General features: G+C 35.2%; 21 protein-coding genes. 2 read left to right on the forward strand and 19 right to left on the reverse strand.

Annotated features, from left to right (window positions below):
- Nucleotides 1–9: 9 nt before the first annotated feature.
- Nucleotides 10–1,869: a beta-glucoside-specific PTS transporter subunit IIABC gene (locus RAM17_RS03995; protein WP_110448430.1), complete on the reverse strand. Its 1,860-nt coding sequence runs from the start codon at nucleotides 1,867–1,869 to the stop codon at nucleotides 10–12.
- Nucleotides 1,870–2,527: 658 nt separating this feature from the next.
- Here RAM17_RS03995 and RAM17_RS04000 point away from each other — a divergent pair.
- Nucleotides 2,528–2,662: a hypothetical protein gene (locus RAM17_RS04000; RefSeq protein ID WP_258334377.1), complete on the forward strand. Its 135-nt coding sequence runs from the start codon at nucleotides 2,528–2,530 to the stop codon at nucleotides 2,660–2,662.
- A 38-nt stretch (nucleotides 2,663–2,700) separates the two neighbouring features.
- Here RAM17_RS04000 and citG read toward each other — a convergent pair whose 3' ends face one another.
- The 16 genes from citG to RAM17_RS04085 all read right to left on the reverse strand — a co-directional run bounded on the left by citG (nucleotide 2,701) and on the right by RAM17_RS04085 (nucleotide 18,693).
- Entirely contained in the window at nucleotides 2,701–3,600 is a 900-nt protein-coding gene (gene citG / locus RAM17_RS04005; protein ID WP_110448429.1) for a triphosphoribosyl-dephospho-CoA synthase CitG, read from the reverse strand.
- A gap of 26 nt (nucleotides 3,601–3,626) precedes the next feature.
- Complete coding sequence (locus tag RAM17_RS12510) at nucleotides 3,627–6,602, reverse strand: DNA translocase FtsK 4TM domain-containing protein (protein WP_110448428.1); 2,976 nt, start codon at nucleotides 6,600–6,602, stop codon at nucleotides 3,627–3,629.
- 91 nt (nucleotides 6,603–6,693) lie between these two features.
- Nucleotides 6,694–7,224, reverse strand: a complete 531-nt coding sequence (locus RAM17_RS04020) for a gamma carbonic anhydrase family protein (protein WP_110448427.1) — start codon at nucleotides 7,222–7,224, stop codon at nucleotides 6,694–6,696.
- A complete protein-coding gene (locus RAM17_RS04025; RefSeq protein WP_110448532.1) occupies nucleotides 7,221–8,393 on the reverse strand; it encodes a Bcr/CflA family multidrug efflux MFS transporter in 1,173 nt (390 codons plus the stop codon). Before RAM17_RS04025 ends, RAM17_RS04020 begins: the two co-directional genes overlap by 4 nt.
- A 141-nt stretch (nucleotides 8,394–8,534) precedes the next feature.
- Entirely contained in the window at nucleotides 8,535–9,224 is a 690-nt protein-coding gene (rsuA, locus tag RAM17_RS04030; RefSeq protein WP_110448426.1) for a 16S rRNA pseudouridine(516) synthase RsuA, read from the reverse strand.
- A 15-nt stretch (nucleotides 9,225–9,239) separates the two neighbouring features.
- Nucleotides 9,240–9,977 carry a class I SAM-dependent methyltransferase gene (locus RAM17_RS04035; RefSeq protein ID WP_110448425.1) on the reverse strand — a complete coding sequence of 246 codons (738 nt, stop codon included), beginning with the start codon at nucleotides 9,975–9,977 and terminating at the stop codon, nucleotides 9,240–9,242.
- Complete coding sequence (gene prlC, locus RAM17_RS04040) at nucleotides 9,964–11,991, reverse strand: oligopeptidase A (RefSeq protein ID WP_110448424.1); 2,028 nt, start codon at nucleotides 11,989–11,991, stop codon at nucleotides 9,964–9,966. Before prlC ends, RAM17_RS04035 begins: the two co-directional genes overlap by 14 nt.
- Before the next feature lie 95 nt (nucleotides 11,992–12,086).
- Entirely contained in the window at nucleotides 12,087–12,344 is a 258-nt protein-coding gene (locus RAM17_RS04045; protein WP_065613967.1) for a BolA family protein, read from the reverse strand.
- An 83-nt stretch (nucleotides 12,345–12,427) separates the two neighbouring features.
- Nucleotides 12,428–12,700 carry an STAS domain-containing protein gene (locus tag RAM17_RS04050; RefSeq protein WP_110448423.1) on the reverse strand — a complete coding sequence of 91 codons (273 nt, stop codon included), beginning with the start codon at nucleotides 12,698–12,700 and terminating at the stop codon, nucleotides 12,428–12,430.
- Between the two features lie 6 nt (nucleotides 12,701–12,706).
- Nucleotides 12,707–13,351 (reverse strand): phospholipid-binding protein MlaC, encoded by a 645-nt coding sequence (gene mlaC, locus RAM17_RS04055; protein WP_110448422.1) that lies wholly within the window; start codon nucleotides 13,349–13,351, stop codon nucleotides 12,707–12,709.
- A gap of 2 nt (nucleotides 13,352–13,353) precedes the next feature.
- Nucleotides 13,354–13,938, reverse strand: coding sequence for an outer membrane lipid asymmetry maintenance protein MlaD (gene mlaD / locus RAM17_RS04060; RefSeq protein WP_110448421.1), 585 nt, complete (start codon nucleotides 13,936–13,938; stop codon nucleotides 13,354–13,356).
- 11 nt (nucleotides 13,939–13,949) lie between these two features.
- A complete protein-coding gene (gene mlaE / locus RAM17_RS04065; protein WP_086362848.1) occupies nucleotides 13,950–14,729 on the reverse strand; it encodes a lipid asymmetry maintenance ABC transporter permease subunit MlaE in 780 nt (259 codons plus the stop codon).
- Nucleotides 14,729–15,502, reverse strand: a complete 774-nt coding sequence (gene mlaF, locus RAM17_RS04070) for a phospholipid ABC transporter ATP-binding protein MlaF (RefSeq protein ID WP_198222287.1) — start codon at nucleotides 15,500–15,502, stop codon at nucleotides 14,729–14,731. Before mlaF ends, mlaE begins: the two co-directional genes overlap by 1 nt.
- A 299-nt stretch (nucleotides 15,503–15,801) precedes the next feature.
- On the reverse strand, nucleotides 15,802–16,401 hold the full coding sequence (locus RAM17_RS04075) for a methionine ABC transporter permease (protein ID WP_363317459.1): 600 nt from the start codon (nucleotides 16,399–16,401) through the stop codon (nucleotides 15,802–15,804).
- Between the two features lie 98 nt (nucleotides 16,402–16,499).
- On the reverse strand, nucleotides 16,500–17,543 hold the full coding sequence (locus RAM17_RS04080; RefSeq protein ID WP_110448420.1) for a methionine ABC transporter ATP-binding protein: 1,044 nt from the start codon (nucleotides 17,541–17,543) through the stop codon (nucleotides 16,500–16,502).
- A gap of 13 nt (nucleotides 17,544–17,556) precedes the next feature.
- A complete protein-coding gene (locus RAM17_RS04085; protein WP_110448419.1) occupies nucleotides 17,557–18,693 on the reverse strand; it encodes an amidohydrolase in 1,137 nt (378 codons plus the stop codon).
- Between the two features lie 183 nt (nucleotides 18,694–18,876).
- Here RAM17_RS04085 and RAM17_RS04090 point away from each other — a divergent pair, with 183 nt between their 5' ends.
- Nucleotides 18,877–19,725 carry a MetQ/NlpA family ABC transporter substrate-binding protein gene (locus tag RAM17_RS04090; protein ID WP_110448418.1) on the forward strand — a complete coding sequence of 283 codons (849 nt, stop codon included), beginning with the start codon at nucleotides 18,877–18,879 and terminating at the stop codon, nucleotides 19,723–19,725.
- Between the two features lie 28 nt (nucleotides 19,726–19,753).
- On the opposite strand, the gene RAM17_RS04095 is transcribed toward RAM17_RS04090, so the two are convergent.
- A complete protein-coding gene (locus RAM17_RS04095) occupies nucleotides 19,754–20,086 on the reverse strand; it encodes a rhodanese-like domain-containing protein (protein WP_081298763.1) in 333 nt (110 codons plus the stop codon).
- A 151-nt stretch (nucleotides 20,087–20,237) separates the two neighbouring features.
- Complete coding sequence (gene pepN, locus RAM17_RS04100; RefSeq protein ID WP_110448417.1) at nucleotides 20,238–22,871, reverse strand: aminopeptidase N; 2,634 nt, start codon at nucleotides 22,869–22,871, stop codon at nucleotides 20,238–20,240.
- Nucleotides 22,872–22,926 lie beyond the last annotated feature (55 nt).

Consider the following 22,926-nt stretch of genomic DNA (forward strand, 5'->3'; position numbering starts at 1 on the left):
ACTAAACCTCTAAACTTGAATAAATAATAAATTGTCATTATTACTAACATGAGTTAGTTGACAATAATCTATATGTTTATATTGATCTGAATTAACCACAATAATCGAAGTTGTTAAATCAAATTGTTGTTCGATTTTTTCGATATTAAAGGAAACAATTTTGCTTCCTTTAGTAATATGTTGACCAGTTTCTACATAAGACTGAAAATATTTACCTTGTAAGTTAACTGTGTCAATACCAATATGGATCAGTAGCTCAATACCGTTATCTAATTTTAGGCCAATTGCATGTAAAGTAGGGTAGAGTACGGTAATGGTACAATCTGCTGGGGCAAAGATTTCACCAGCTTTAGGGTAAATTGCTACTCCTTTGCCCATCGATCCTGAAGCAAATACTTCATCTTTAACTTGATTTAGCGCAATAACTTCGCCGGCAACTGGCGATAGAATGGTTGTATCATTTGTTAATGGTTGGCTAGATGAGGTTTGAATTGTCTTTGACTCTTCTTCATTTGCGATATCGTTAAAGCCAACAAGCATCGTCATAATGCATGAGCCAAAAAAAGCGAAACCTATACCAATTAAGTAACATAAGAAAGCTTTGGTTCCGGCTTCAGCATAAACTGGTATTGTCAGTACGCCTTGATTGGCAAAAGCGGTTCCATAAGAACCTCCCCAGCCCATTAAACCACCAGCGAGTGCACCACATATAACTGCACAAACCATTGGTCTTTTCAATCTAAGATTTGCTCCATAAATAGCCGGTTCGGAAATACCGAATAAGGCGGTTATTGTCGCTGAAGCAGCAACTGTTTTTAGATTCTTATTTTTAGTTTTAAAAAATACACCTAAAGCAGCGCCGGCTTGTGAAAAATTAGCTGCACCAGCAAAAGCAAGTAAACTTTGATGTCCTGTTTGGGCGACATCATTAATGCCGATTGGTACGATAGCGCGGTGGGCACCAAAGATAACTAAAATACACCATACACCACCAATAAATGCACCTAATAAGATAGGACTAACTCCCATAATGTAGTAATAGACCCAGTTTATAAATTCGCCGATATAGATACCAATTGGGCCGAAAATAAGTAATGTAGCTGGAATCATGACGAGCAATGAAAATGTAGGCACCATGATGATTTTTAACACTTCTGGAATAATATAATCTAGAAATCTTTGTACATAACTTAAAATGAACACCGCTAATATAATAGGTATAACACTTGATGTGTAACTAGCTTTGGTGAGTTCGATTGCAAACAGCGTTACCTCGGTGTTACTGGTCATTAAATTGACGATTGATGGATAACATAAAGTCGCACCAATAATCATGGAAATAAATTCATGAGCTTTGAAGACTCTAGCCGCAGTGTAACCTAATATAATTGGCATAAAATAGAAAACTGCATCTGATGCCGCATGCAAAATAGTATAGGTGTTATAGCTTTTAATATCAGTCTGATAGTAATAGTTACCAATCATAACGGCAATAGCTAGAATTCCTTTTAGCATTCCTGATGCTGCGATAGCCGGAATAATTGGTGTGAAAATAGCGGCAAAAGCATTAAGTATTTTTACAGCTAAAGATAGTTTAGGTTCTGTTTGATTATTTCGTTTTACATCACCGACGAATGAGACTAATTGCTCATAAACTTTAGTGACTTTATTACCTAAAACCACTTGATATTGTCCACTCCCTTCAACAACAGAAATTACACCTTCTGTTTGTAATAATTTTTCACGATTAGCGGTTTGGTTATCGTGTAATTGGAAGCGTAATCGAGTAAAGCAGTGGGTAAAATTAATAATATTTTCTTTACCGCCCACCAATTGTAAAATTTGTTGGGCTATTTGGGGATAGTCCATTATTTTCTCCATTACTTAAAGAATGGTTATACGTTGAAAAAAACTAAACACACTAAAAATTATCACCTTAATATCAATTAAAAATAAAATTAATTGATAATATTAATTTTTTTCAATTAAACTTAATTTTTGTCAATTTTATTGAGTGTTGCAAGCTAGCATAGTTTATAAGTTTAGACAAGTTTGTCTTAACTATTGCCAAATAATTTAATGAGAAATGTTGGTAAATAGGATAATTGTTGGTATATAAAAGTGCATAAATCAAATAAGCTAAGAGAAATTTTAATAACTTTTTTCTTTTTCTGTGTATGCGCAATATATCTATTATTCTTTATTAAATACTTTATTTTATAGTAATAAATTTATTGATAATTATTACTTATATATTGGTTAGCGCTTACTTTTTTAATCATTATTAAGATTATGTTGGTTGTTTTTTAATTATCACCTTTTGTTTCCTAGCTTAATTCGATCAGAAATATAGCTATCAACTACAATACTTTTATCGATCCAATAATGAGTACTCTAGTTATAATTATTTAATTTTTTATTTTTTCTGTTATTAAAATGTTCTCGTCGTAGTTAGTAATTAAATAAAGTGTGAGATAGACTGAAGTATGAAGTGCTTTAATTTAGATTATCTTAGGATATTTACACAATGAATGACTACATTATTAATTTTGGGTTAGTGAATGAACCTGAAATGATGCTTAATAACGGCCGTTTATTTTACTTTAGCTGGCGTGACAATCGTCACGGTGCTTTTATCAATAATTTATTGGTTACCGCTTAACCATCAATTTTTATTAGAACTTTTATAAGCAAAATTAGTTAATTTTGAGCTGCATAATGAGATAAAAACCATGTAACTGCGATAAGATCCGCTGAGCCACCAGGACTTAGGTGGCGTTTTATCAGTTCATCATCTAACTTAGCAATCATTTCTAGTCCATTTGGATGCAAAACGCCACCTTGCTGGATTAAATATCTTGCTTCATTTTGCACGAATTCTAATCCGGCCAGTCCTCCTCTAGAAACTAGGTTTGTGTCTTGATTGTAAGCTAATAAGTATAGCATTGCTTGTAATAGGGCTGATTCTTCATCATAGCCACTATTCAACATGTCTTGATAAATTGGTAATGATATCTCACGTGCGGTTGTATATCCTGATTCAGCTTCGCCTCTTGCACCAGTAAGATTATGTTGTTTATAAAGTCGTTCTCCTACTGAATGACTGCAATTATTTTGTGATAATTCTTTATTAACCATACCGTGGCAAATATTGGCTACCTCATTACAGATCATCGGAGTAGTAGTTTTTAATTTAAGTTGCTCTAATTTACCGATGGCACTTAGTAATAGACCAAAGGCAAATATTCCACCTTTATGCGTATTAATCTGTTTAGTTGCACTAAACATTGCTGTTTCACATTCAAGGCCAATTGGTCGAATATTTGCTAAAAAATCAGGTGCTGCAACGTTGGCATTATGTTTTCCATAATGATAAAAACGTTCAAACCAATTTGAAATGGCATTAATACTTGTTATGAATGTTTGAAAACTCATATCGTGATGTGCGCCATTATTGTTCATATCAACCAATCCAGGTTTGGGTGATAAGCAGATCTCTCTAATTAATGCTTGTACCGCTAATATTGTCGGTGAGCTCAGAAAATTTTCACTTATCAATTTCGATTCTAAGCTAATTACTTGCGATAAATAATTACTCATGGAATAGGCTGCCTTTACAATTAAGCTTAATAATCATTATGAGATGCTTGAGCAAGTACTTCTCGATTACCATTATGGGCAGGTGCACTTATAATGCCTTCCATTTCCATTTGTTCCACAATTCGTGCGGCTCGGTTATAACCAATTCTAAATTTACGTTGGACACTGGATATTGATGCTCTACGTGTTTCAATGACGAAAGAAACCACTTGATCAAATAGTGGATCGAGTTCTTCATCAATAGTATCAAAGCTACCACTTTCACTATCATCAGTTGAGACTGTTACATTTTCAATATATTTAGGTTTACCACGGGCTTTCCAATCTTGTACGACGGCATGAACTTCTTCATCACGGACAAAAGCGCCATGAACACGAACAGGAATAGAGCTATTAGGTGCTAAATAGAGCATATCCCCCATACCAAGCAGAGATTCCGCACCCATTTGATCTAAAATGGTTCGTGAGTCAATTTTACTTGAAACTGTAAATGCAATACGGGTTGGTATGTTAGCTTTAATTAAACCGGTAATAACATCAACAGAAGGTCTTTGAGTTGCTAGTACCAAATGAATACCTGCAGCTCGGGCTTTTTGTGCTAGTCGAGCAATTAACTCTTCAACTTTTTTACCAACAGCCATAATTAAATCGGCAAATTCATCAACCATAACCACAATATATGGAAGTTTTTCAAGCGTCGGCATTTCTAGATCCATACTATCGGTTGGTTTCCAAAGTGGATCAGGAATTGGTCGCCCCATCTCTTCAGCGAGCTTGATTTTCTCATTAAAACCAGCAATGTTACGCACCCCTAACGCTGACATTAATCGATAGCGTTTTTCCATTTCATTCACACACCAGTTAAGCGCATTTGCCGCATCTTTCATATCGGTGACGACTTGAGTTAATAGGTGTGGTATTCCTTCATAGATAGAGAGCTCTAACATTTTAGGATCAATCATGATGAACCTAACATCTTCCGGTTGTGATTTGTATAAAATGCTTAATATCATGGCATTAACACCAACCGATTTTCCTGAACCTGTTGTCCCTGCGACTAATAAGTGAGGCATTTTTGCTAAATCAGCAACCACCGATTGTCCAGCAATGTCTTTTCCTAAAACGACAGTAAGTGGAGATTGAGCGTTTTTGAATTGTGGACTATCTAATACTTCTCTGAAATAAACGGTTTGTCGATTTTGATTAGGTAATTCAATACCGACATAAGGTTTACCAGGTATTACTTCTACAACCCTCACTGATGGCATAGATAAGGAACGAGCTAAATCTCGATCCAGTGTTGATATTCTGGCTGCTTTAATACCCGGAGCTAGTTCAATTTCAAACCGCGTAATCACTGGGCCTGGTAAATAATCAACAACGCGTGCTTTTACTCGATAATCCGATAAACTTTTTTCAATTTGCTGTGACATTGCATTTAAGGCAACATGATCAACTTCAATTCGTGTCGTTGGTGGTGGCGTTAATAAACTTAACGACGGTAATGGGGTAGTTGGCTTGGGTAAAGGTTTATCATTACGTTGTAATAACGGATGAATTAAGCTTTCTCCCTCATCTTCATTATCTTCTTCGGTATTTTCATCGATAATCGGTGCCGTTTGAGTTAAAGAGATTAGTGGTTGTGTCGTTTCTTCGATAGCAACATCATTTAAATAAATATCGTCTATAGTAGGATTTTCTTGTTTAAGAAGTGAGATATCAACATCCTCAGGTATCTCAAAGTTGTCTGGAATATCATTGGTTTGATAATGATTATATTCTGGGGTAATGCTTAGTGATATTTCATCCTCAACTGGTTTTATTACAGTTGGTTCTATCACACTCTCGTTATTAAAAGTAGGATGATTTATATCTATTTCAGGTTCATGATGTTCCATAGTAAATAACGGTTTACTTGGCGCATCGGCAATCGTGTATTTATCTTCTTCGAATGGTTGAATGATATCTTGACTATCCTTTTGCTCATTAGATTCCGCCAAATTAGTAGAATTAACTGTACCACCTTCATTCATATTTTTTAAAATGGTTTCCATTCGCGCTAATATTGCGTCAGGATCAAGGTCTTTTTTGTTTACCTTTTCAGTTACATCATGAGTTTCGTCTGTAGTTGTAGTGTTAGCTTCGATCGTTTGTAATAATTGTGCTGCCGTTTTTATGAATTTTTCATCATTTTGTAATGAAATCGGATCTGGATCTATTGTTGATTCGGCTTTTTCCGTATCTATTTTAGCGGCTATTTCTGCAGTATTCGTAGCCAAGTTGGTTAGTTCAAGACTATCTTGGCTACTACCATCCATATCAAGATGTAAATCAATCTGTGGTTCTTTTTCTTCTATAGATGCTTCATCATTTTGATTTTGCTCAACTGATTGTGTCACTTTATCTGGCGTAAATAACCATTTTATTGGCGATAGTATTAACATAACTAACGCCCCGATTTTTTCAAATAGATAAAGCCAAGAAAAGCCAGTCAATAATGTAACACAAGCTAAGGTTGTTGCTAGTAAAGCTAAAGAGGTTACTAAGCTGCTCATAACTGGTAACAAACTTTCAATAACTATTGAGCCTAGATAACCACCGGCTTGGAATTGTTCTGGGTCACGAATATTTAAGGTAAAAAAACCACAACAACTAAGTACAAAAGCTAATATACCAATAATTCGAAATGAAACACTGAAATAGTTAATTGGTCCATTACTATGACGATAAAAATAGCCCATTAACTGTAAGCAAAAGAAAATAATAATAATAGGTAAACTATAAGCAATCAGTCCAAAAAATTGAAATACGATATCAGCAGCATATGCACCAATATAACCACCAAAATTGCTAATAGAATTATGCCAAGCCGTACGTGACCAACCCGGATCCGAGGGGTTGTAAGTAAAAAGTGATAAAAATAAACAAACAGACAATCCTATTAATGTTAATAGAATTAATTGAATAATAATCTGTCTTCTAGTAATTTTAAATTTTTTCAAACACGTACCTAAAAGCTATTTTAATTAAAATTTTAGCTATTTTATCATAAATTAAACCCACTTATAGCGTGAATGAGAGATAAAAAGTAATTTATTGATATGAATTCAATTCGATCAAGGTTTGATTAAATCTTTGCGCATTTAATACATAGTGTTGAGCATTTGTAATGTTGGCTAGAATTTCTTTCTCAGTCAATTTACGAATAATTTTAGCTGGAGATCCCATAATTAGGCAACCTTCTTCATATGGTAAGCTGTGAGTAACCAGCGAGTTAGCGCCTACTAAGCAATTTTTGGCAATTTTAGCATTATTTAAAATTGTGCTACCCATACCAATTAATACATTATCTTCGACCGTGCAGCTATGTAAAATGACGTTATGGCCAATTGTCACGTTTTCACCAATAATACATGGGACATCAGTTTCAATATGAATAGTAGTGTTATCTTGGACATTACTATTTTTACCAACATGTATCTTGGCGATATCACCACGTAAAACTGCATTAAACCAGATAGATACATTTTCATCTAAAACCACATCACCAATAATATCGGCAGATTTAGCAATAAAGCAAGTTGGATTAATTTGTGGTTTCAAGTTACCTAGTTGATAAATCATATTTTTTTCCTTGTTATATTTCTAACACTCAAAAATAAACCGACGGCTAAGAAGTTACAGATCACCATTGAACCAACCATCAACCATTCAGTTAAATTATTCGTAACTGAGGTTGTAGTCTGTGTTGAAACGAGTGTAGAAAGTAAAACACCAATAGCGCCGGCAACCGCAAAGCGAATCGTGCCTGCAAGTGAGGATGCGGTTCCGGCGATATGAGAATAACAATCAAGAATTACCGCCATGCAATTCCCTCCTATGGTTGAAATACAACCGATATAACCAGCAATAAATATGACTAAAAAGAAAAATCCTAAGTAAAATATACTGGTAATTGCCATACCAATTGTCATTACAAACTGAATTAATAATCCTAATTGTATCATTTTTATCGAGCCAACTCGTCGTACCAGACGGCTATTTAGGGTGTTCATAAATATCATAACTAAAATATTTATAGCAAAGTAATAACCAAAATTGATTGAAGCAACACCATGTAAATTAATATAAACAAATGGCCCCAGACTGAGAAATGAGAATAGTCCTGCTCCAGAAAATGCGCCAATCATCATATAAGTAAATACTTGCCTATGTCTAAATAATGCAATGAAATTACTTAAAATTCTAATGATGCTAAATTTATCACGTTTCGATTTGGCTAAGGTTTCTGGGATATTGATTGTTACCAAGCCTAGGCAGATGATAGCCATTAAACTAAGAACATAAAAGTTTGCTTGCCAGTCAAACCAAAATAGAATAAAACCGCCAATAATTGGTGCAAGTAGTGGGGCAATATTGGAGATGAGCATGACAAAAGACATCATTTTTGAAAACTCATCACGATCACGATAAATATCTTTCATTAATGCATTAATGACAATGGTAGTTGCCGATGCCGCTATGCCATGAAAAAAGCGGGCAGTAATTAATTGATTTATATTAGCAGCTAGACCACAACATAATGCAGCAATGATGAAGATAATTAGCCCAAAAGTTAAAACTTTTCGTCGTCCATAGCTATCGGTTAGGGGGCCAAATAAAAGTTGGCCTAGTGAAAATCCTAATAAATAACAACTTATCGTTAATTGTACAGTGGAGTCAGCAACATTAAATTTTTCGGCAATAGTTGGCATACTTGGCAAATACATATCAATGGATAATGGCATCAACATTGAAATCAAACCAAGAATAAAAATGAGTGCTTGTTTAGAAACTTTGATTTCTATTTGCGGATCTTGTGTTTGCACGTCGTCATTCCTTTGGAGCTAAAATTTAGCAAAAAAATCATTATTTATTCAATCTAATCAAAAATACTAATTAAACGAATTGATCTCGTCCTGAGTAAGTGGCCGATATTCACCTTCAGGTATATCAAGAACAATATTGCCGATCTGTTTGCGATGTAATTGGGTGACATGGTTATTTACCGCTGCGAACATTCGTTTTACTTGGTGATATCGCCCTTCGCTTATAGTGAGTTCTGCATGATAATCGTCAATGATAATCAATTTAGCTGGTTCGGTCAGAGTTTTTTCACTTTTTAACTGAATGCCTTGTTTAAAGATATCAATAAGATTAGCGGTAAGTGGTTGTTCAACCGTCACTTGATAAACTTTTTCACAATGATGTTTAGGTGATGTTATACGATGTGACCACTTACCATCATCGGTTAATAAAACCAAACCAGTGGTATCAAGATCCAGTCTGCCTGCTGAATGCAGTTTTTCTGCCATAGGTTCATCAATAAAATAGAGGATAGTTGGATGATCTGGATCATCAGTAGAGCAGACATAACCTTGTGGTTTATTGAGCATAAAGTAGCGATTTTCGGTAATAGGTACGATTTCGAAACCATCATATTCTACAATTTGATCTGGTGAGATATGATAAGCCCCTGATTTGACAATATCACCATTAACGGTAACTTTTTGGGCTTTAAGTTCTTTACTGACTATTGTTCGACTCACACCTAAATGGTGAGCAAGAAATTTATCCAGTCGCATATTTAAATACTGTTCCTATATACAATCTAATGGTGTATAAATATCAAAACGATGATTTTTAGTTTTAATTTCAGCCGTTGGTTTTTGATTGGCTAAAAATGGTGCATAATCAGGCCGTTTGACAACAACTCGTTTTTTGGCTAATCGCCTTGCCGGTTCGAGCAAACTTTCGGCATCAAGATCACTACCGACTAATTGTTGAAAAATACGCATCTCTTTTTTGACTAATGCACTTTTTTGTCGATGTGGAAACATCGGATCAAGATACACAACATCAGGTTGATCGTGATATAAGCTGAGTCCATGTAAACTTGAATTATAAATTAAACATAACTGTTTTTGTAATAGTTGACCAATAGTCGGATCTTGATAAGCACGATCAAGTCCATCAGCGAGTAACGCTGCGACTACCGGATGACGCTCAAACATTGTAACCTGACAGCCAATAGAAGCTAATACGAAGGCATCTCGTCCTAATCCTGCAGTGGCATCTATAACGGTTGGTAAGTAATTACCTTTTACGCCAACGGCTTTAGCGATTGCTTCACCACGACCACCACCAAATTGACGACGATGTGCCATTGTGCCTGACACAAAATTAACTGCGACTGCACCTAATTTTGGCTCATCGGTTTTTTGTAACTCAAGTTGATGAGCTTGACTAACTAAAACAAATGGAAGTTCGATATGATCAGATAACCACTGCTCAGCTAATTGTTTCAGCTGAGCAGTATTGACATTAGTGGATTCCATAGTGACGAAGTAATGCCTCAAGTTGTGGCTCACGACCACGGAAATTTTTAAACAATGTCATAGGTTCATCACTGCCACCCTGAGACAAAATATGATCAAGAAATGCATTACCGGTTGATTCATTAAAAATCCCTTCTTCTTCAAAACGAGAAAATGCATCTGCTGATAAAACTTCCGCCCAAAGATAACTATAATAACCTGCCGCATAACCACCGGCAAAAATATGGCTAAACGCATGTGGGAAGCGTCCCCAATCAACAGTAGGTACCACTGCAACTTGTTGTCTGACCTGTTTTAATGTCTCTAAAATATCCGGTGTTTTGTTACTATGTAATTTAAAATCAAATAAACCAAATTCTAATTGACGTAAAATAAATAATGCTGCTTGGAAGTTTTTGGCATCTAGCATTTTATCTAACATCTCTTTAGGTAAAGGTTCTCCAGTTTGATAATGACCGGAGATAAATTCTAAAGCCTCAGGTTGCCAGCACCAATTCTCTAAAAATTGACTTGGTAATTCAACGGCATCCCATGGAACTCCATTAATACCTGCTACCGATGACACCTCAATTTCAGTCAACATATGATGTAATCCATGACCAAATTCATGGAACAACGTGGTGACTTCATTGTGGGTGAATAATGCTGGTTTGTCACCAATTGGGCGATTAAAGTTACAGGTTAAATAAGCTACAGGTTTTTGCAAGTGACCATCGGCAAAACGCATTTGGCCAATACAATCATCCATCCAAGCTCCACCACGTTTATGCTCACGAGCATATAAGTCGAGATAAAAACTACCTTTTAATTCTCCATTGGCAGCATAAAGATCATAAAATTTTACCTCTGGCGCCCAAACTTCTACGTCATTGCGTTGTTTAGCGGTAATACCGAAAATACGACGCACGACTTCAAATAATCCACTAACGACACGTTGTTCAGGGAAATAGGGACGAAGCTCTTCATCATTGATAGTATATAGATGTTGTTTTTGTTTTTCGCTGTAATAAGCGATATCCCAAGGTTTAATATCACTAGCTCCAAAGAACTCATAAGCATATCTTTTTAAATCGGCTAACTCTTTTTCACCTTGCGGTTTGGCCTTGCTAGCTAAATCAGTTAAAAAGACAGTAACTTGAGCAGTAGTTTCAGCCATTTTGGTCGCTAATGATTTGTCAGCATAAGTTTCAAAACCGAGTAATTTAGCGAGTTCATCACGAAGTGATAAAATTTGTTTAATAATATCGGTATTATCCCATTTACCTGCATTAGGCCCTTGATCGGATGCGCGAGTATTATATGCTTGATAAAGTTCAAAGCGTAAGTCTCGATTATCACAGTAAGTCATAATCGGTAAATAACTTGGCATATCTAAAGTCAGTAACCAACCTTCTTGATTTTTAGCTTTTGCCTGTTCTTTTGCTGCTGCTAAGGCACTTTCAGGTAATCCAGACAAGTCGTCAACATTAGTAATTAGTTTGGACCATCCCATTGTTGCATCTAATACATTGTTACTATATTGCGATGATAATTCTGAAAGTTTAGCAACAATTTCACCGTAACGTTTTTGTTTATCATCTGATAAGCCGATTCCAGATAATTCAAAATCACGTAAGGCATTGTCGATCACCTTTTTCTGTGCCTTACTTAAATTTTCATAATGCTTGCTATTTTTAAGTTGTTTGTAAGCTTGATATAATGGTTTATATTGTCCAACCCAAGTGCTGTATTCCGAGAGTAGTGGTAAACAAGCTTCATAAGCTTCACGTAATTCAGGACTATTTTTTACTGAATTAAGATGACTAACTGGTGACCACGCTCGGCTAAATTTTTCATCCATTTCATCAATGGGTTGTATTAGGTTATCCCAAGTGTATTCACTATTTTGTTCCAATACTGATTCGATTGTTTTACGACAGTTGTTTAATGTCTCTTGAATAGCAGGCAGAACATGCTCAGGTTTAATTTTTGAAAATTGGGGTAATGATGAATTGCTTAATAGTGGGTTAGTCATACTGCGATACCTTATGCGAATGATTATGGTTCTTAATAAAACATTATGTTGTGGCTAAAAACCTTAATTCAAGTCAAAATGCTGATTGGGTTTAATTATAAACCCATTAATTTACGCTCACGTTGCCATTCAGTCGGTGTATATGTTTTGATTGATAATGCATGGATCCGATTATCATTAATAAATTCGGCTAAAGGTGCATATATAGCTTGTTGTTTTTTTACTCGACTTAATTCGGCAAAGATTTCACTAACTGCAATAACTTGAAAGTGGCTGCCATCATCTGTCATTACATGAACATCATCGAGGTCGAGTGAACTTTTTAATTTAGCTATAATTTCTTGCTTATCCATTATTTAAACTCTTATTATCTATTTTTTGTTTATTAAAAAAATTTTGAGGAAAGGGGTTTTTTATTATGAACTTGCATTAACAGTTACTGATTAATAACCGTTTGCAAATCATAAAGTTCAATTAATGTTTGTAACTGGGGGCTGATCCCAGTTAATTTGATATTATATTGGTTACAAAAATAGACCAGTGTCGCGAGCCCAGAAGAGTCAACTCGGGTAACTTGAGTTACATTAATATCCGTTACACCATTTAAAAGTGTATTTTGTATTGACCATAAATCATTTAATGAGTGAGCATCAAGCTCACCGATTAAATTAAGTGTATTTTGTTGTTTTTCTGCTTGGATTCGCGACATGATGAACTAACCTTTTTGTTTAGCGTTTGGATCAATATTGCGATTAGATAGATCATTTAACTGTTTAGTTAATGCATCAATTCCATCTTGGCGTAAAATTGTTGACCATTCATTTTGTTTGGTTGTAATCATACTTACGCCTTCAGCTATTAAATCATAAGCTTTCCATTCACCAGTTACGGTATTTTTTCGCCATTGGAAATCAATTCGTAACGGTTGTTGATTTTTATCTGGTTGATTTAGTAATACGCGGATAGAAATTAACGATTTACCGGTTAAATCTTTTGAGGTTTCAACTTGATAAGATTGACCGTTATACATTGAAAGTGCCTGGGCAAAGGCTTGAACTAGATAGTTTTCGAAAGCTTTGAAATAAGCCGTACGTTGTGTGTCAGTTGCCGTTTTATACGCATTACCTAAAATGAGTGCACCAGCATATTTAACTTGTACATAAGGTAGTAAGTCAGCTCTGACAATATCTTTAAGTTTATTTGGATTTGATTTAAGCGTCGCTGATTGCGCTTTCATAGTGCTAAAAATTTTGTCTGCTGCAACTTGCATATCTTTATATGGGTCATTTTCTGCAAACGCTGCTGTACTTATCATTAATGCAAGTATTAAAAATAAACTTTGTTTCAATCTGGTTAACATAATTACTCCTTACTTTCGTTAGTATCTTGTTTTTTGTCTTTATCTGACGATCCACCAGCACTATATAAAAACTGTCCAATTAAATCTTCAATAACCATTGCTGGTTTAGTATTGTTAATCACATAACCGTCTATAAGATAAACAGGCTTCTTGTTGACATTATTATTGGTTGGTGCAGTGGCATCTTCTGCATCTAAAGCATCTAATTCCTGTTCAATGTTTTGATCTAACCCAAAATTAATATCAATGAATTGTTCACCTAATAGGCCTGAAGTTTTGATAGAAAGTGAACTAGAACTCGGAATTTTATCGTATTGGGAATCGAGATCCATAGTAACATAAGGTTTATAAACATCACCATTATCTGATTTTAAACTAATATTACTGACACGACCAATTACTACCCCACCAATTTTAATTGGTGATCTTACCTTTAATCCACCAATATTATCAAATACTGCATAAACACGGTAAGAATTATGACTAGCAAAAGATGTTGGATCAGTAACTCTAAAGCATAAAAAGAGTACTGAGCAGATCACCAGTACCATAAATAATCCTACTGTAATTTCAACTTTACGACTCATGTTTAATGACCTCAATTACTAAACATTAATGCGGTTAAAATAAAATCTAACCCCAAAATAACTAATGATGAATAGACAACAGTGTTGGTTGTTGCCCGACTGATTCCTTCTGATGTTGGTACGCAATCATAACCATTAAATAATGCAATCCATGTACTAGCGATTGCAAAAGCAAAGCTTTTTATAAAACAATTGCCTAAATCGTGCCACCAATCGACATTACTTTGAATAGAAGACCAAAAAAATCCAGCATCAATACCTTTCCAATCAACACCGACTAATACACCGCCTAAAATACCAACAGCGACAAAAATTGCGGTTAAAAAAGGCATACAGAAAAATCCTGCCCAAAACCGTGGAGCAATAATTCTTCTTAATGGATCGATCGCCATCATCTCCATACTTGACAATTGTTCAGTGGCCTTCATCAATCCAATTTCGGCAGTTAGGGCTGAACCAGCTCGGCCGGCAAAAAGTAATCCAGCAACTACAGGACCAAGCTCTCGTAATAGCGCAAGGGCAACTAGCATCCCTAAACTTGCTTCGGCACCAAAGGTAGTTAAAATAAAATAACCTTGTAATGCCAGTACCATACCTATAAATAGACCTGATACGATAATAATGGAAAGCGATTGTACACCGACAAAATAAAATTGTTTAACAAGTAATGGAAATTGTTTGCTAAATTGAGGTTTACCGATAAGTGCACCAAATAGCATAACTCCTGAGCGGCCTAACATAGCAATAATATTAATTATTGATTGCCCAAGTTTTGCAATTAAGTTCAACATTAGTTTGCACCTCTACTTAGGTCTAATTTGTAATCAACAGCCGGATAATGAAATGGTACTGGACCATCGGCTAAACCTTCAAGGAATTGTTTAACGCGTAGATCATCATTATTACGCAATTCTTGAGACGTTCCACCAGCAATAATATGTTGTTCAGCAACAATGTATGCATAGTCAGCAATACTTAACACTTCATTAACATCATGGCTAACTACAATACAGGTTAAGCCAAGCGATTGATTGAGTTCAGCAATAAGCTTAACGATCACTCCCATTGATATCGGATCCTGTCCAGCGAATGGTTCATCAAACATAATGAGATCCGGATCGAGAGCGATAGCTCTGGCTAACGCGGCACGCCGAGCCATACCTCCAGATAATTCGGAAGGCATCATATTGGCAGCGCCACGAAGGCCTACTGATTGTAGTTTCATCAAGACTAAATTATGTAAAACTGGCTCAGGTAAATTTAGATGCTCACGTAATGGATAAGCAACATTATCAAATACCGATAAGTCAGTGAATAATGCACCTGATTGAAATAGCATGCTCATGCGTTTACGGACTTCATATAGCCGTGAGCGTGTCATACTAGGAACATCTTCACCATCAAATAAAATTTGACCAGCTTGTGGTTTTAATTGCCCACCAATAAGTCTTAATAGCGTAGTTTTACCTATGCCTGATGGCCCCATGATAGCGGTGACTTTGCCTTTGGGTACCGTTAGGTTCATATTTTTGTAAATAGGCCGAGTACCACGATAAAAAGACATATCGTGAATTTCGACCAAATTTTGCTGTAATGTGTCAGTCACAATGAGTTCCTACACTACTATAATTGAATTTTGAGTATTCTACTTGATTATTGTAAATAAACAAATGCGTTAAATGAATTGGTAATTTTAGCAATAATAAGTATAAAACATAAGGAATTTTATTGTTCATCTTTTTATGCTAATACTTTATCTTAAAAACTTAATGTTAGTTTACGTAATTGGAGCTTTATTTAAATTTCATAGTGGTACTGTTATTAGAGTACCCACTATTATCAATTTATTATTGGTTGTTGTTATTACTCATGTCGAGCTTTACGAGCCAAATAATTACCAGTACTTTGTACAAACTGAATTGCAATAACTAAAATCACGACACAAATGTAGGTAACCGTTGTATCGAATCGTTGATAACCGTATGAAACGGCTAGATCACCAATACCACCAGCACCGATGGCTCCAGCCATCGCAGTTGCACCAATTAAACCAATTGTCGCAGTAGTTAGGGTTAAAATTAAAGAGCTAAATGCCTCTGGTAGCATAAAATGCCAAATAATTTGTATTGGCGTTGCGCCCATTGATTCAGCTGCTTCAATAATACCACTATTTACATCGAGCAATGAGTTTTCGACTAATCGAGAAATATATGGTGCGACATAGAAGGTTAATGGCACAATTGCTGCTGTTGTGCCTATTGAACTACCAACTATTAATTTGGTTAATGGTAGAATTGCTACTAGTAAGATAATAAAAGGTAATGAGCGAACAAGATTGATAATTGGATTAATTATCTGATAAATCTTTTTATTTTCAAGCAATCCAGACGGTCGAGTAGTGACTAAACAAATACCTAATGGAACGCCAATTAATGATCCTAATGTTAAAGCAAAAACTACCATATACAAAGTTTCATAAGATGCTTGAGCAAATTGTGCACTAGTTACGTTGGTTGCAAAAGTTGTGCTTAAATAATTTATAATATCATTTACTATTTCCATTAGTTGCTCTCCCAATGTTGGATTTCTGTAACGTTTACCCCATGTTCACGAAGAAAATGTACCGATTGTTCGATATTACTATCACTACCTTTTAGTTGAACAAACATGCTGCCCAATACAGTTTTTTCAATTTCTGACATATGGGCAAACAAAATATTGACGACAATTTTTTGTTGTAATATTAACGAATTCATAACAGGTTCTGAGGCTGAACGACCCAGAAATTCAAGCTTAAACAATTTTATATTATTTTTATCTCCCTCTATCTCTAAGAGATTTTCAACCACTCCCGCTGGGATTTGATCATTAATTACTGAGCTAACAAAATTTTGTGTGGTTTTATGTTTGGGATGACCAAACACATCAAGTACATTGCCATGTTCGATAATTTTACCTTTTTCCATCACCGCGACTTTATGACAAACCTGTTCTATAACATGCATTTCATGGGTAATTAATACCACTGTAATTTTATATTGATCATTAATTTTTTTGATTAACTCCAAAATCGATTGCGTGGTTTGCGGATCGAGTGCTGATGTAGCTTCATCACAAAGTAAAATATCGGGATCATTGGCCAAAGCTCGGGCAATGCCAATACGTTGTTTTTGGCCTCCTGATAACTCTTTAGGGTAGCTATGAGCTTTATCACTTAAGCCAACAAACTCAAGCAGTTCGTAGACTTTTTGTTTAATCGCTTGTTTGTCTTTTTTGATTAATACTAAAGGGATAGCAATGTTTTCATATACAGTTTTCGATTCAAGTAGATTGAAATGCTGAAAAATCATACCAATTTTACGACGTACTTGCCGTAGTTGTGGATTTGATAATTGATTTAATGATTGGTTTTGAATAATAACATTGCCTTGTGTCGGTTTTTCCAGAAAATTTATAAGACGTACTAATGTACTTTTTCCTGCGCCACTATAACCAATAATGCCGTAAATATCGCCTTTTTGGATGGTTAAATTGATGTTTTGTAATGCTTGAGTCGTAATTCCATTGCGTTCATATTGTTTCGATACATTTTCAAATTTTATCATTATGTTATACCTATCAATGTTTGGCTAATTCAATCAATCCGAGTTGCGCAAGATTTGCGAGATAATTAGCTGCTGGCATTATCATATTGCGATTAACTAAAAATTTAGGATGGTGTAGTGCATAGGGGCTTTGCGAGCCAAGATTGATAAATGCACCGGGAACATGATGTAAGTAGTGAGCAAAATCTTCACCGCCGAGTTGTGGTTGAAAGTCAACAACCTCATAACCTTCTTGTTTAGCAATGTTTTGGCAAAAATCGACCCATTTAGCCACGTTTATAATTGATGGTGGTCCATCAAACCATCTTAACTCGGCTTCAGCACCCATACTAAAGGCAATATTTTCGACAATGTTGGTTAGTTGTTGCTTGACCTTTAGCCTTATATCGGGGGTAAGTGTCCTTACGGTACCTTCCATTTCAACTATTTCAGGGATCACATTCCAAGTGTTTCCACCTAAGAATTTGGTAATGCTAACCACTACTGGGTCGAGCCCACTTATGGTACGACTGGAAATTGTTTGTATCGCATTAACAATCTGTGCACCAATGACAATTGGATCAATACCTGATTCAGGTCTTGCAGCGTGTGCTCCAATTCCCTTTACCGTAATTTCAATACGATCTACATTAGCCGAAAATGGGCCTGCTCGTGAAGCCATTTGGTTAATGGTTAAGTTAGGATTATTATGCATACCAAAAATAGCATCAACACCATTGAGTGCACCAATTTCGATAAAATGTAACGCGCCACTAAAATTTTCTTCGGCTGGCTGAAAAAGAAACCGAACTGTTCCTTTTAGTTGCTGTTCATTGGCTTTTAATAAATAAGCAGCTCCCATTAACACAGATGTATGCAAGTCATGACCACAAGCATGCATAATGCCTTGTTTGGTTGAACGGTATTGACAGTCAGATTGTTCATCTATGGGTAGGGCGTCAATATCTGCTCGTAAGGCAACAACTGGGCTTCCTGAGCCAATTTCGGCGATAACACCAGTTTTTGCCCCCAGTTCTAAAATACGAATGTTAGCTTGTTCTAGGCAAGTTCTTAACTTTTTTGTTGTTTCAAATTCTTGATTGGAAAGTTCTGGATTTTTATGTAAATCAAGAAAAAGTTGCTCAACAATAGGGGCAATCGTGTCAGTCATGGCATATCCAATAGCTATCAATTTTTGATACTTTTACGGTAGCACAGCTGACTTTTTTGCTCTAATAATCGTTTTTTATAACTTATTCCAAAAAGTTATAAGATAGAAGTACATGGAATAAATGAATTGTTATTTGTATGTTAGAGTGTTTGTTAAATTTACATTTCACTGAGGATAGTTCAAATGAAAATAAGTTTTATCAAACAAAAATTTGTTAACAATGTTGCACTATTGGCATTATTTAGTTCTATTTTTTTAATTAGCGCATGTGATAACTCATCATCTAAGGTTGATAATCAAACTAAAAAAGAAATCAGTATGGGCGTATCACCAGGGCCATATAATGATCTGTTCAAAGATGCTGTTAAACCAATACTTGAAGCTGAAGGTTATAAAGTTAAATTAGTTAATTTTCCGCATTTATTAGAATCTGATGTAGCATTAAGCGAAGGAAGTATTGATTTAACTGTTGCTCAACATACTGCTTATATGGATGTCTTTAATAGTCAACGTAAAGCTAATTTAAAACCGGTAGTGCATGTACCTTCAGTACCTGCAGCAATATTTTCGAATAAATATACTTCAATCAAAAATGTCTTTTCTGGTGCTAAAATTGGTATTCCTCAAGATGCCTCAAATGCGGCTCGCTCATATAATTTATTGGAAAAAGCCGGTTGGATTAAGTTAAAACCAAATACTAATCCAATTATTGTTAGCAAAAATGATATTGCCGAAAATATTGCTGGTGTAGATATTATTGAAATGGATTCTGCCAATATTCCTAGAGTCTTAAATGAGTTAGACTTTGCCGTTATTCCTGGAAGTATTGTTTATTCTGCCAATATAGATTCGAAAAAAGCGCTGTTATCAGAAACAATTATCCCTGATTTAGAAATTATGGTGGTGGTTAATGGTGGTAATGAAAATAGCCAGTGGGCAAAAGATATAAAACGTATTTATCAGTCGCAGCAATTTAAAGAATATATGAAAGAACACAACCAAAATGGTTATTGGGTCATGCCACAAGAATAATAAGTTTGCCCGTTTAAATACGGGCTATTTAATATTTAGGCATACTGGTATCAATGAGTTGTGCCCATGCGTCAATGCCACCAGTTAAATTATATAGAAAATCACTATCAAAACCATTTTCGACCAAATAGTTAGCTACATTGAGGCTTCTTACGCCATGATGGCAATAAATCACAATATCTACTTCGTCAGGAATTTTATCTAAATAAAGTGGTATTAAATTCATTGGAATATGATTGGCGCCGTCAAGCATACAAATGGCGACTTCATTAGCTTCTCGGACATCAAGTAAATAGAGTGGTGCTTTACTCTCAATTTTTTGTTTTAGTTGTAATGGGCTAATTTCTTTTATCATTGTCATTTTTTAAACTCATTTTAATTTCAGCAAAAATTTTGAGGAACAGGGTTTTTGGCAGCAAATTTACTGTTGTTTAATTAAAAATCCCACCTTAACTGAATCTTATTGATCAATGACAAGGTGGGATTTTGCTCCTTATAATGCTGTTAATTTATTATGCAGCTAACGCTTTAGTGATTTTTTCATAGAGATCTTTAGATAAGTTATCTAATTTTAATAAGCTTTCTAAAGCAGCTGTCATTTTTTTCTGACGATTTTCGTCATAACGTTTTAATCGAATAAGTGGATCAATAAGTCTTGATGCCACTTGTGGATTTTTCTGGTTTAGTTCCATTAATATTTCAACTAAGAAATGGTAGCCACTGCCATCTTCAGCATGAAAAGCAACAGGGTTATTGTTAACAAAAGCACCAATTAGACTTCTTATTCGATTTGGATTATTGAGTGAAAAAGAGCGATGATTAAGCAATTTTTTCACTGTTGATAATACATTTTGCTCTGGACTTGTCGCATTTAAAGCCAACCACTTATCCATTACTAAACCATCTTGATACCATTTATCATCGAAATCGGAGAGTAATGTATGTCGACATGTTAATTGCGCTTTTACTGCTGTGGTAAGCGCCGCTAATGAATCTGTCATATTATTGGCTTGTTGATATTGTTGTTCAACTAAAGTATTCGCTAGCGATTTATCGTCAGCATAAGCTAATAATGATAAACAGCAGTTTTTCAACATGCGTTTACCAATGTCAGCATGTTCAATCTGATATTGTGCAGTTTGATTATGATGATAAACCGCAGTTAGTTCATCATAGAGTTCATTAGCAAAGATACCTAATAAGAATTGACGAACTTGATAAATAGCCATCGGATCAACGATATCAAATAGATTTGCCAATTCATTTTCCGAAGGTAAAGTCAGTATTTGTGCGATAAGTGCTGGTTCAGCGGTATCTGATAGTAATATTCCTCTAAAAGCATCTAATACTGGCTCAGGAATTGTCATTGATAAATTCTGATGATAATTATTTACATTCATACGCACATATTTTGCTAATAACATTTGCGCTGCATCGTAACGACTAAAAGCATTGCTGGCATGTTGCATTAAGAATATAAGATCGTGATCTTGATAATTGTAATTGAGTTTTACTGGAGCTGAAAAATCTCTTAATAGTGAAACAATTGGTTTTTCTGAAACATGATCAAAAACAAATTCTTGTCTGGATTGGGTTACATTTAGTACGTGATGAATAGGTTTATTTTGATATTGCAATGCAATTACATCACCATTTTGCTGATAAAGTTCGATATCTAATGGAATATGTAGTGCCTGTTTTTGACTTTGATCTTGCGTTGCTGGCGTATGTTGCTCAACTGTTAAGGTATATTGTTGATTTTGTGGATTATAGCTGTCCGTTACTGTTAATACTGGTGTACCTGATTGACTGTACCATAATTTAAACTGAGTTAAATCAATTCCCGATGCATCTTGCATAGCTGCAACAAAGTCATCACAGGTTGCTGCACTACCATCATGGCGTTCGAAATAAAGTTTCATACCAGCCTGAAAGTTAGCTTCACCTAATAATGTATGCATCATACGAATCACTTCTGCACCTTTTTCGTATACGGTAACTGTGTAGAAATTATTCATTTCAATCACTTGTTCGGGACGAATAGGATGAGACATCGGGCTTGCATCTTCAGCAAATTGTACGGTGCGTAACAGTTTGACATCAGCAATCCGTTTGACCGATCTGAGTCCTTGATCAGAAGTGAATTCTTGATCTCTAAATACTGTTAATCCTTCTTTTAGGCTAAGTTGGAACCAATCACGACAAGTGACTCGGTTACCGGTCCAATTATGAAAATATTCGTGACCAATTACTGATTCAATACCGATATAATCATCATCAGTGGCAGTTTGTGGTTTAGCAAGGACATATTTAGAATTGAAAATGTTAAGGCCTTTATTTTCCATTGCTCCCATATTGAAAAAATCAACTGCTACAATCATAAAGATATCTAAATCATATTCTAAATCAAAACGGCTTTCATCCCAGCGCATGGCATTTTTTAAACTGGTCATCGCCCATTGTGAACGATCTAAATTGCCTTTATCGACATAAATTTCAAGATCAATTTTTCGATTAGAACGAGTGATAAAGTGATCTTTTAAAATATCAAAATCACCAGCTACTAATGCGAATAAATAAGCTGGTTTAGGAAATGGATCTTGCCATTGCACCCAGTGTCTACCGTCGGAAAGTTCCCCTTGTGCAATGCGATTACCATTAGATAATAAGTAAGGATATTGTTGTTTGTTAGCGGTAATTCTAGTTGAAAATCGTGCTAGAACATCTGGTCTATCGAGGTAGTAAGTAATGTGGCGGAAACCTTCAGCTTCACATTGCGTGCATAGTGCATCACCAGAAACATATAATCCTTCAAGTGCTGTATTATCGATAGGCTTAATTTGATTAACAATAGTTAAGGTAAATTCAGAAGGAACATTATTAACCGTTAATCCCGTTTTTGTGATTTGATAATCAGACCATGGTTGTTCATCAATATTTACTGAAACTAATTTAAGTTCTTCGCCATCTAATACTAAATCGTTAGCTTGAGAATTTTTTTTGATAATATGACTACGGGCGATAACTGTCGTTGTTTCTGCCGCTAAATCGAAATCAAGATCGATGTCAGTAATAGTAAAGTCTGGTGTTTTATAGTCATGACGATATTTAGCAGTCGGTTGTATATCAGTTGTCGTTGTACTCATGTTTATATACCTTTGTAAGTGGTGTGCTAATTATGTATTCAAATTAATCAAAACG

It is taken from the genome of Gilliamella apis (assembly GCF_030758615.1).
In the GTDB taxonomy this organism is placed as follows: Bacteria; Pseudomonadota; Gammaproteobacteria; order Enterobacterales; family Orbaceae; genus Gilliamella; species Gilliamella apis_A.

Bases quoted from the DNA above. Each gene is read 5' to 3' on its own strand.
- RAM17_RS04020 (WP_110448427.1), bottom strand. From the start codon at position 7,224: ATGATTTATCAACTAGGTAACTTGAAACCACAAATTAATCCAACTTGC.
- RAM17_RS04045 (WP_065613967.1), bottom strand. From the start codon at position 12,344: ATGGATAAGCAAGAAATTATAGCTAAATTAAAAAGTTCACTCGACCTC.
- mlaD (WP_110448421.1), bottom strand. From the start codon at position 13,938: ATGAGTCGTAAAGTTGAAATTACAGTAGGATTATTTATGGTACTGGTG.
- RAM17_RS04085 (WP_110448419.1), bottom strand. From the start codon at position 18,693: ATGACTGACACGATTGCCCCTATTGTTGAGCAACTTTTTCTTGATTTA.
- mlaF (WP_198222287.1), bottom strand. From the start codon at position 15,502: ATGTCTTTTTATCGTGGTACTCGGCCTATTTACAAAAATATGAACCTA.
- RAM17_RS03995 (WP_110448430.1), bottom strand. From the start codon at position 1,869: ATGGACTATCCCCAAATAGCCCAACAAATTTTACAATTGGTGGGCGGT.
- RAM17_RS04095 (WP_081298763.1), bottom strand. From the start codon at position 20,086: ATGACAATGATAAAAGAAATTAGCCCATTACAACTAAAACAAAAAATT.
- citG (WP_110448429.1), bottom strand. From the start codon at position 3,600: ATGAGTAATTATTTATCGCAAGTAATTAGCTTAGAATCGAAATTGATA.
- RAM17_RS04080 (WP_110448420.1), bottom strand. From the start codon at position 17,543: ATGATAAAATTTGAAAATGTATCGAAACAATATGAACGCAATGGAATT.
- RAM17_RS04025 (WP_110448532.1), bottom strand. From the start codon at position 8,393: ATGTTGATGCCATTATCCATTGATATGTATTTGCCAAGTATGCCAACT.
- prlC (WP_110448424.1), bottom strand. From the start codon at position 11,991: ATGACTAACCCACTATTAAGCAATTCATCATTACCCCAATTTTCAAAA.
- pepN (WP_110448417.1), bottom strand. From the start codon at position 22,871: ATGAGTACAACGACAACTGATATACAACCGACTGCTAAATATCGTCAT.
- RAM17_RS04090 (WP_110448418.1), top strand. From the start codon at position 18,877: ATGAAAATAAGTTTTATCAAACAAAAATTTGTTAACAATGTTGCACTA.
- RAM17_RS04000 (WP_258334377.1), top strand. From the start codon at position 2,528: ATGAATGACTACATTATTAATTTTGGGTTAGTGAATGAACCTGAAATG.
- RAM17_RS04035 (WP_110448425.1), bottom strand. From the start codon at position 9,977: ATGGAATCCACTAATGTCAATACTGCTCAGCTGAAACAATTAGCTGAG.
- RAM17_RS04050 (WP_110448423.1), bottom strand. From the start codon at position 12,700: ATGTCGCGAATCCAAGCAGAAAAACAACAAAATACACTTAATTTAATC.
- RAM17_RS04075 (WP_363317459.1), bottom strand. From the start codon at position 16,401: ATGGTAGTTTTTGCTTTAACATTAGGATCATTAATTGGCGTTCCATTA.
- rsuA (WP_110448426.1), bottom strand. From the start codon at position 9,224: ATGCGACTGGATAAATTTCTTGCTCACCATTTAGGTGTGAGTCGAACA.
- mlaC (WP_110448422.1), bottom strand. From the start codon at position 13,351: ATGTTAACCAGATTGAAACAAAGTTTATTTTTAATACTTGCATTAATG.
- mlaE (WP_086362848.1), bottom strand. From the start codon at position 14,729: ATGTTGAACTTAATTGCAAAACTTGGGCAATCAATAATTAATATTATT.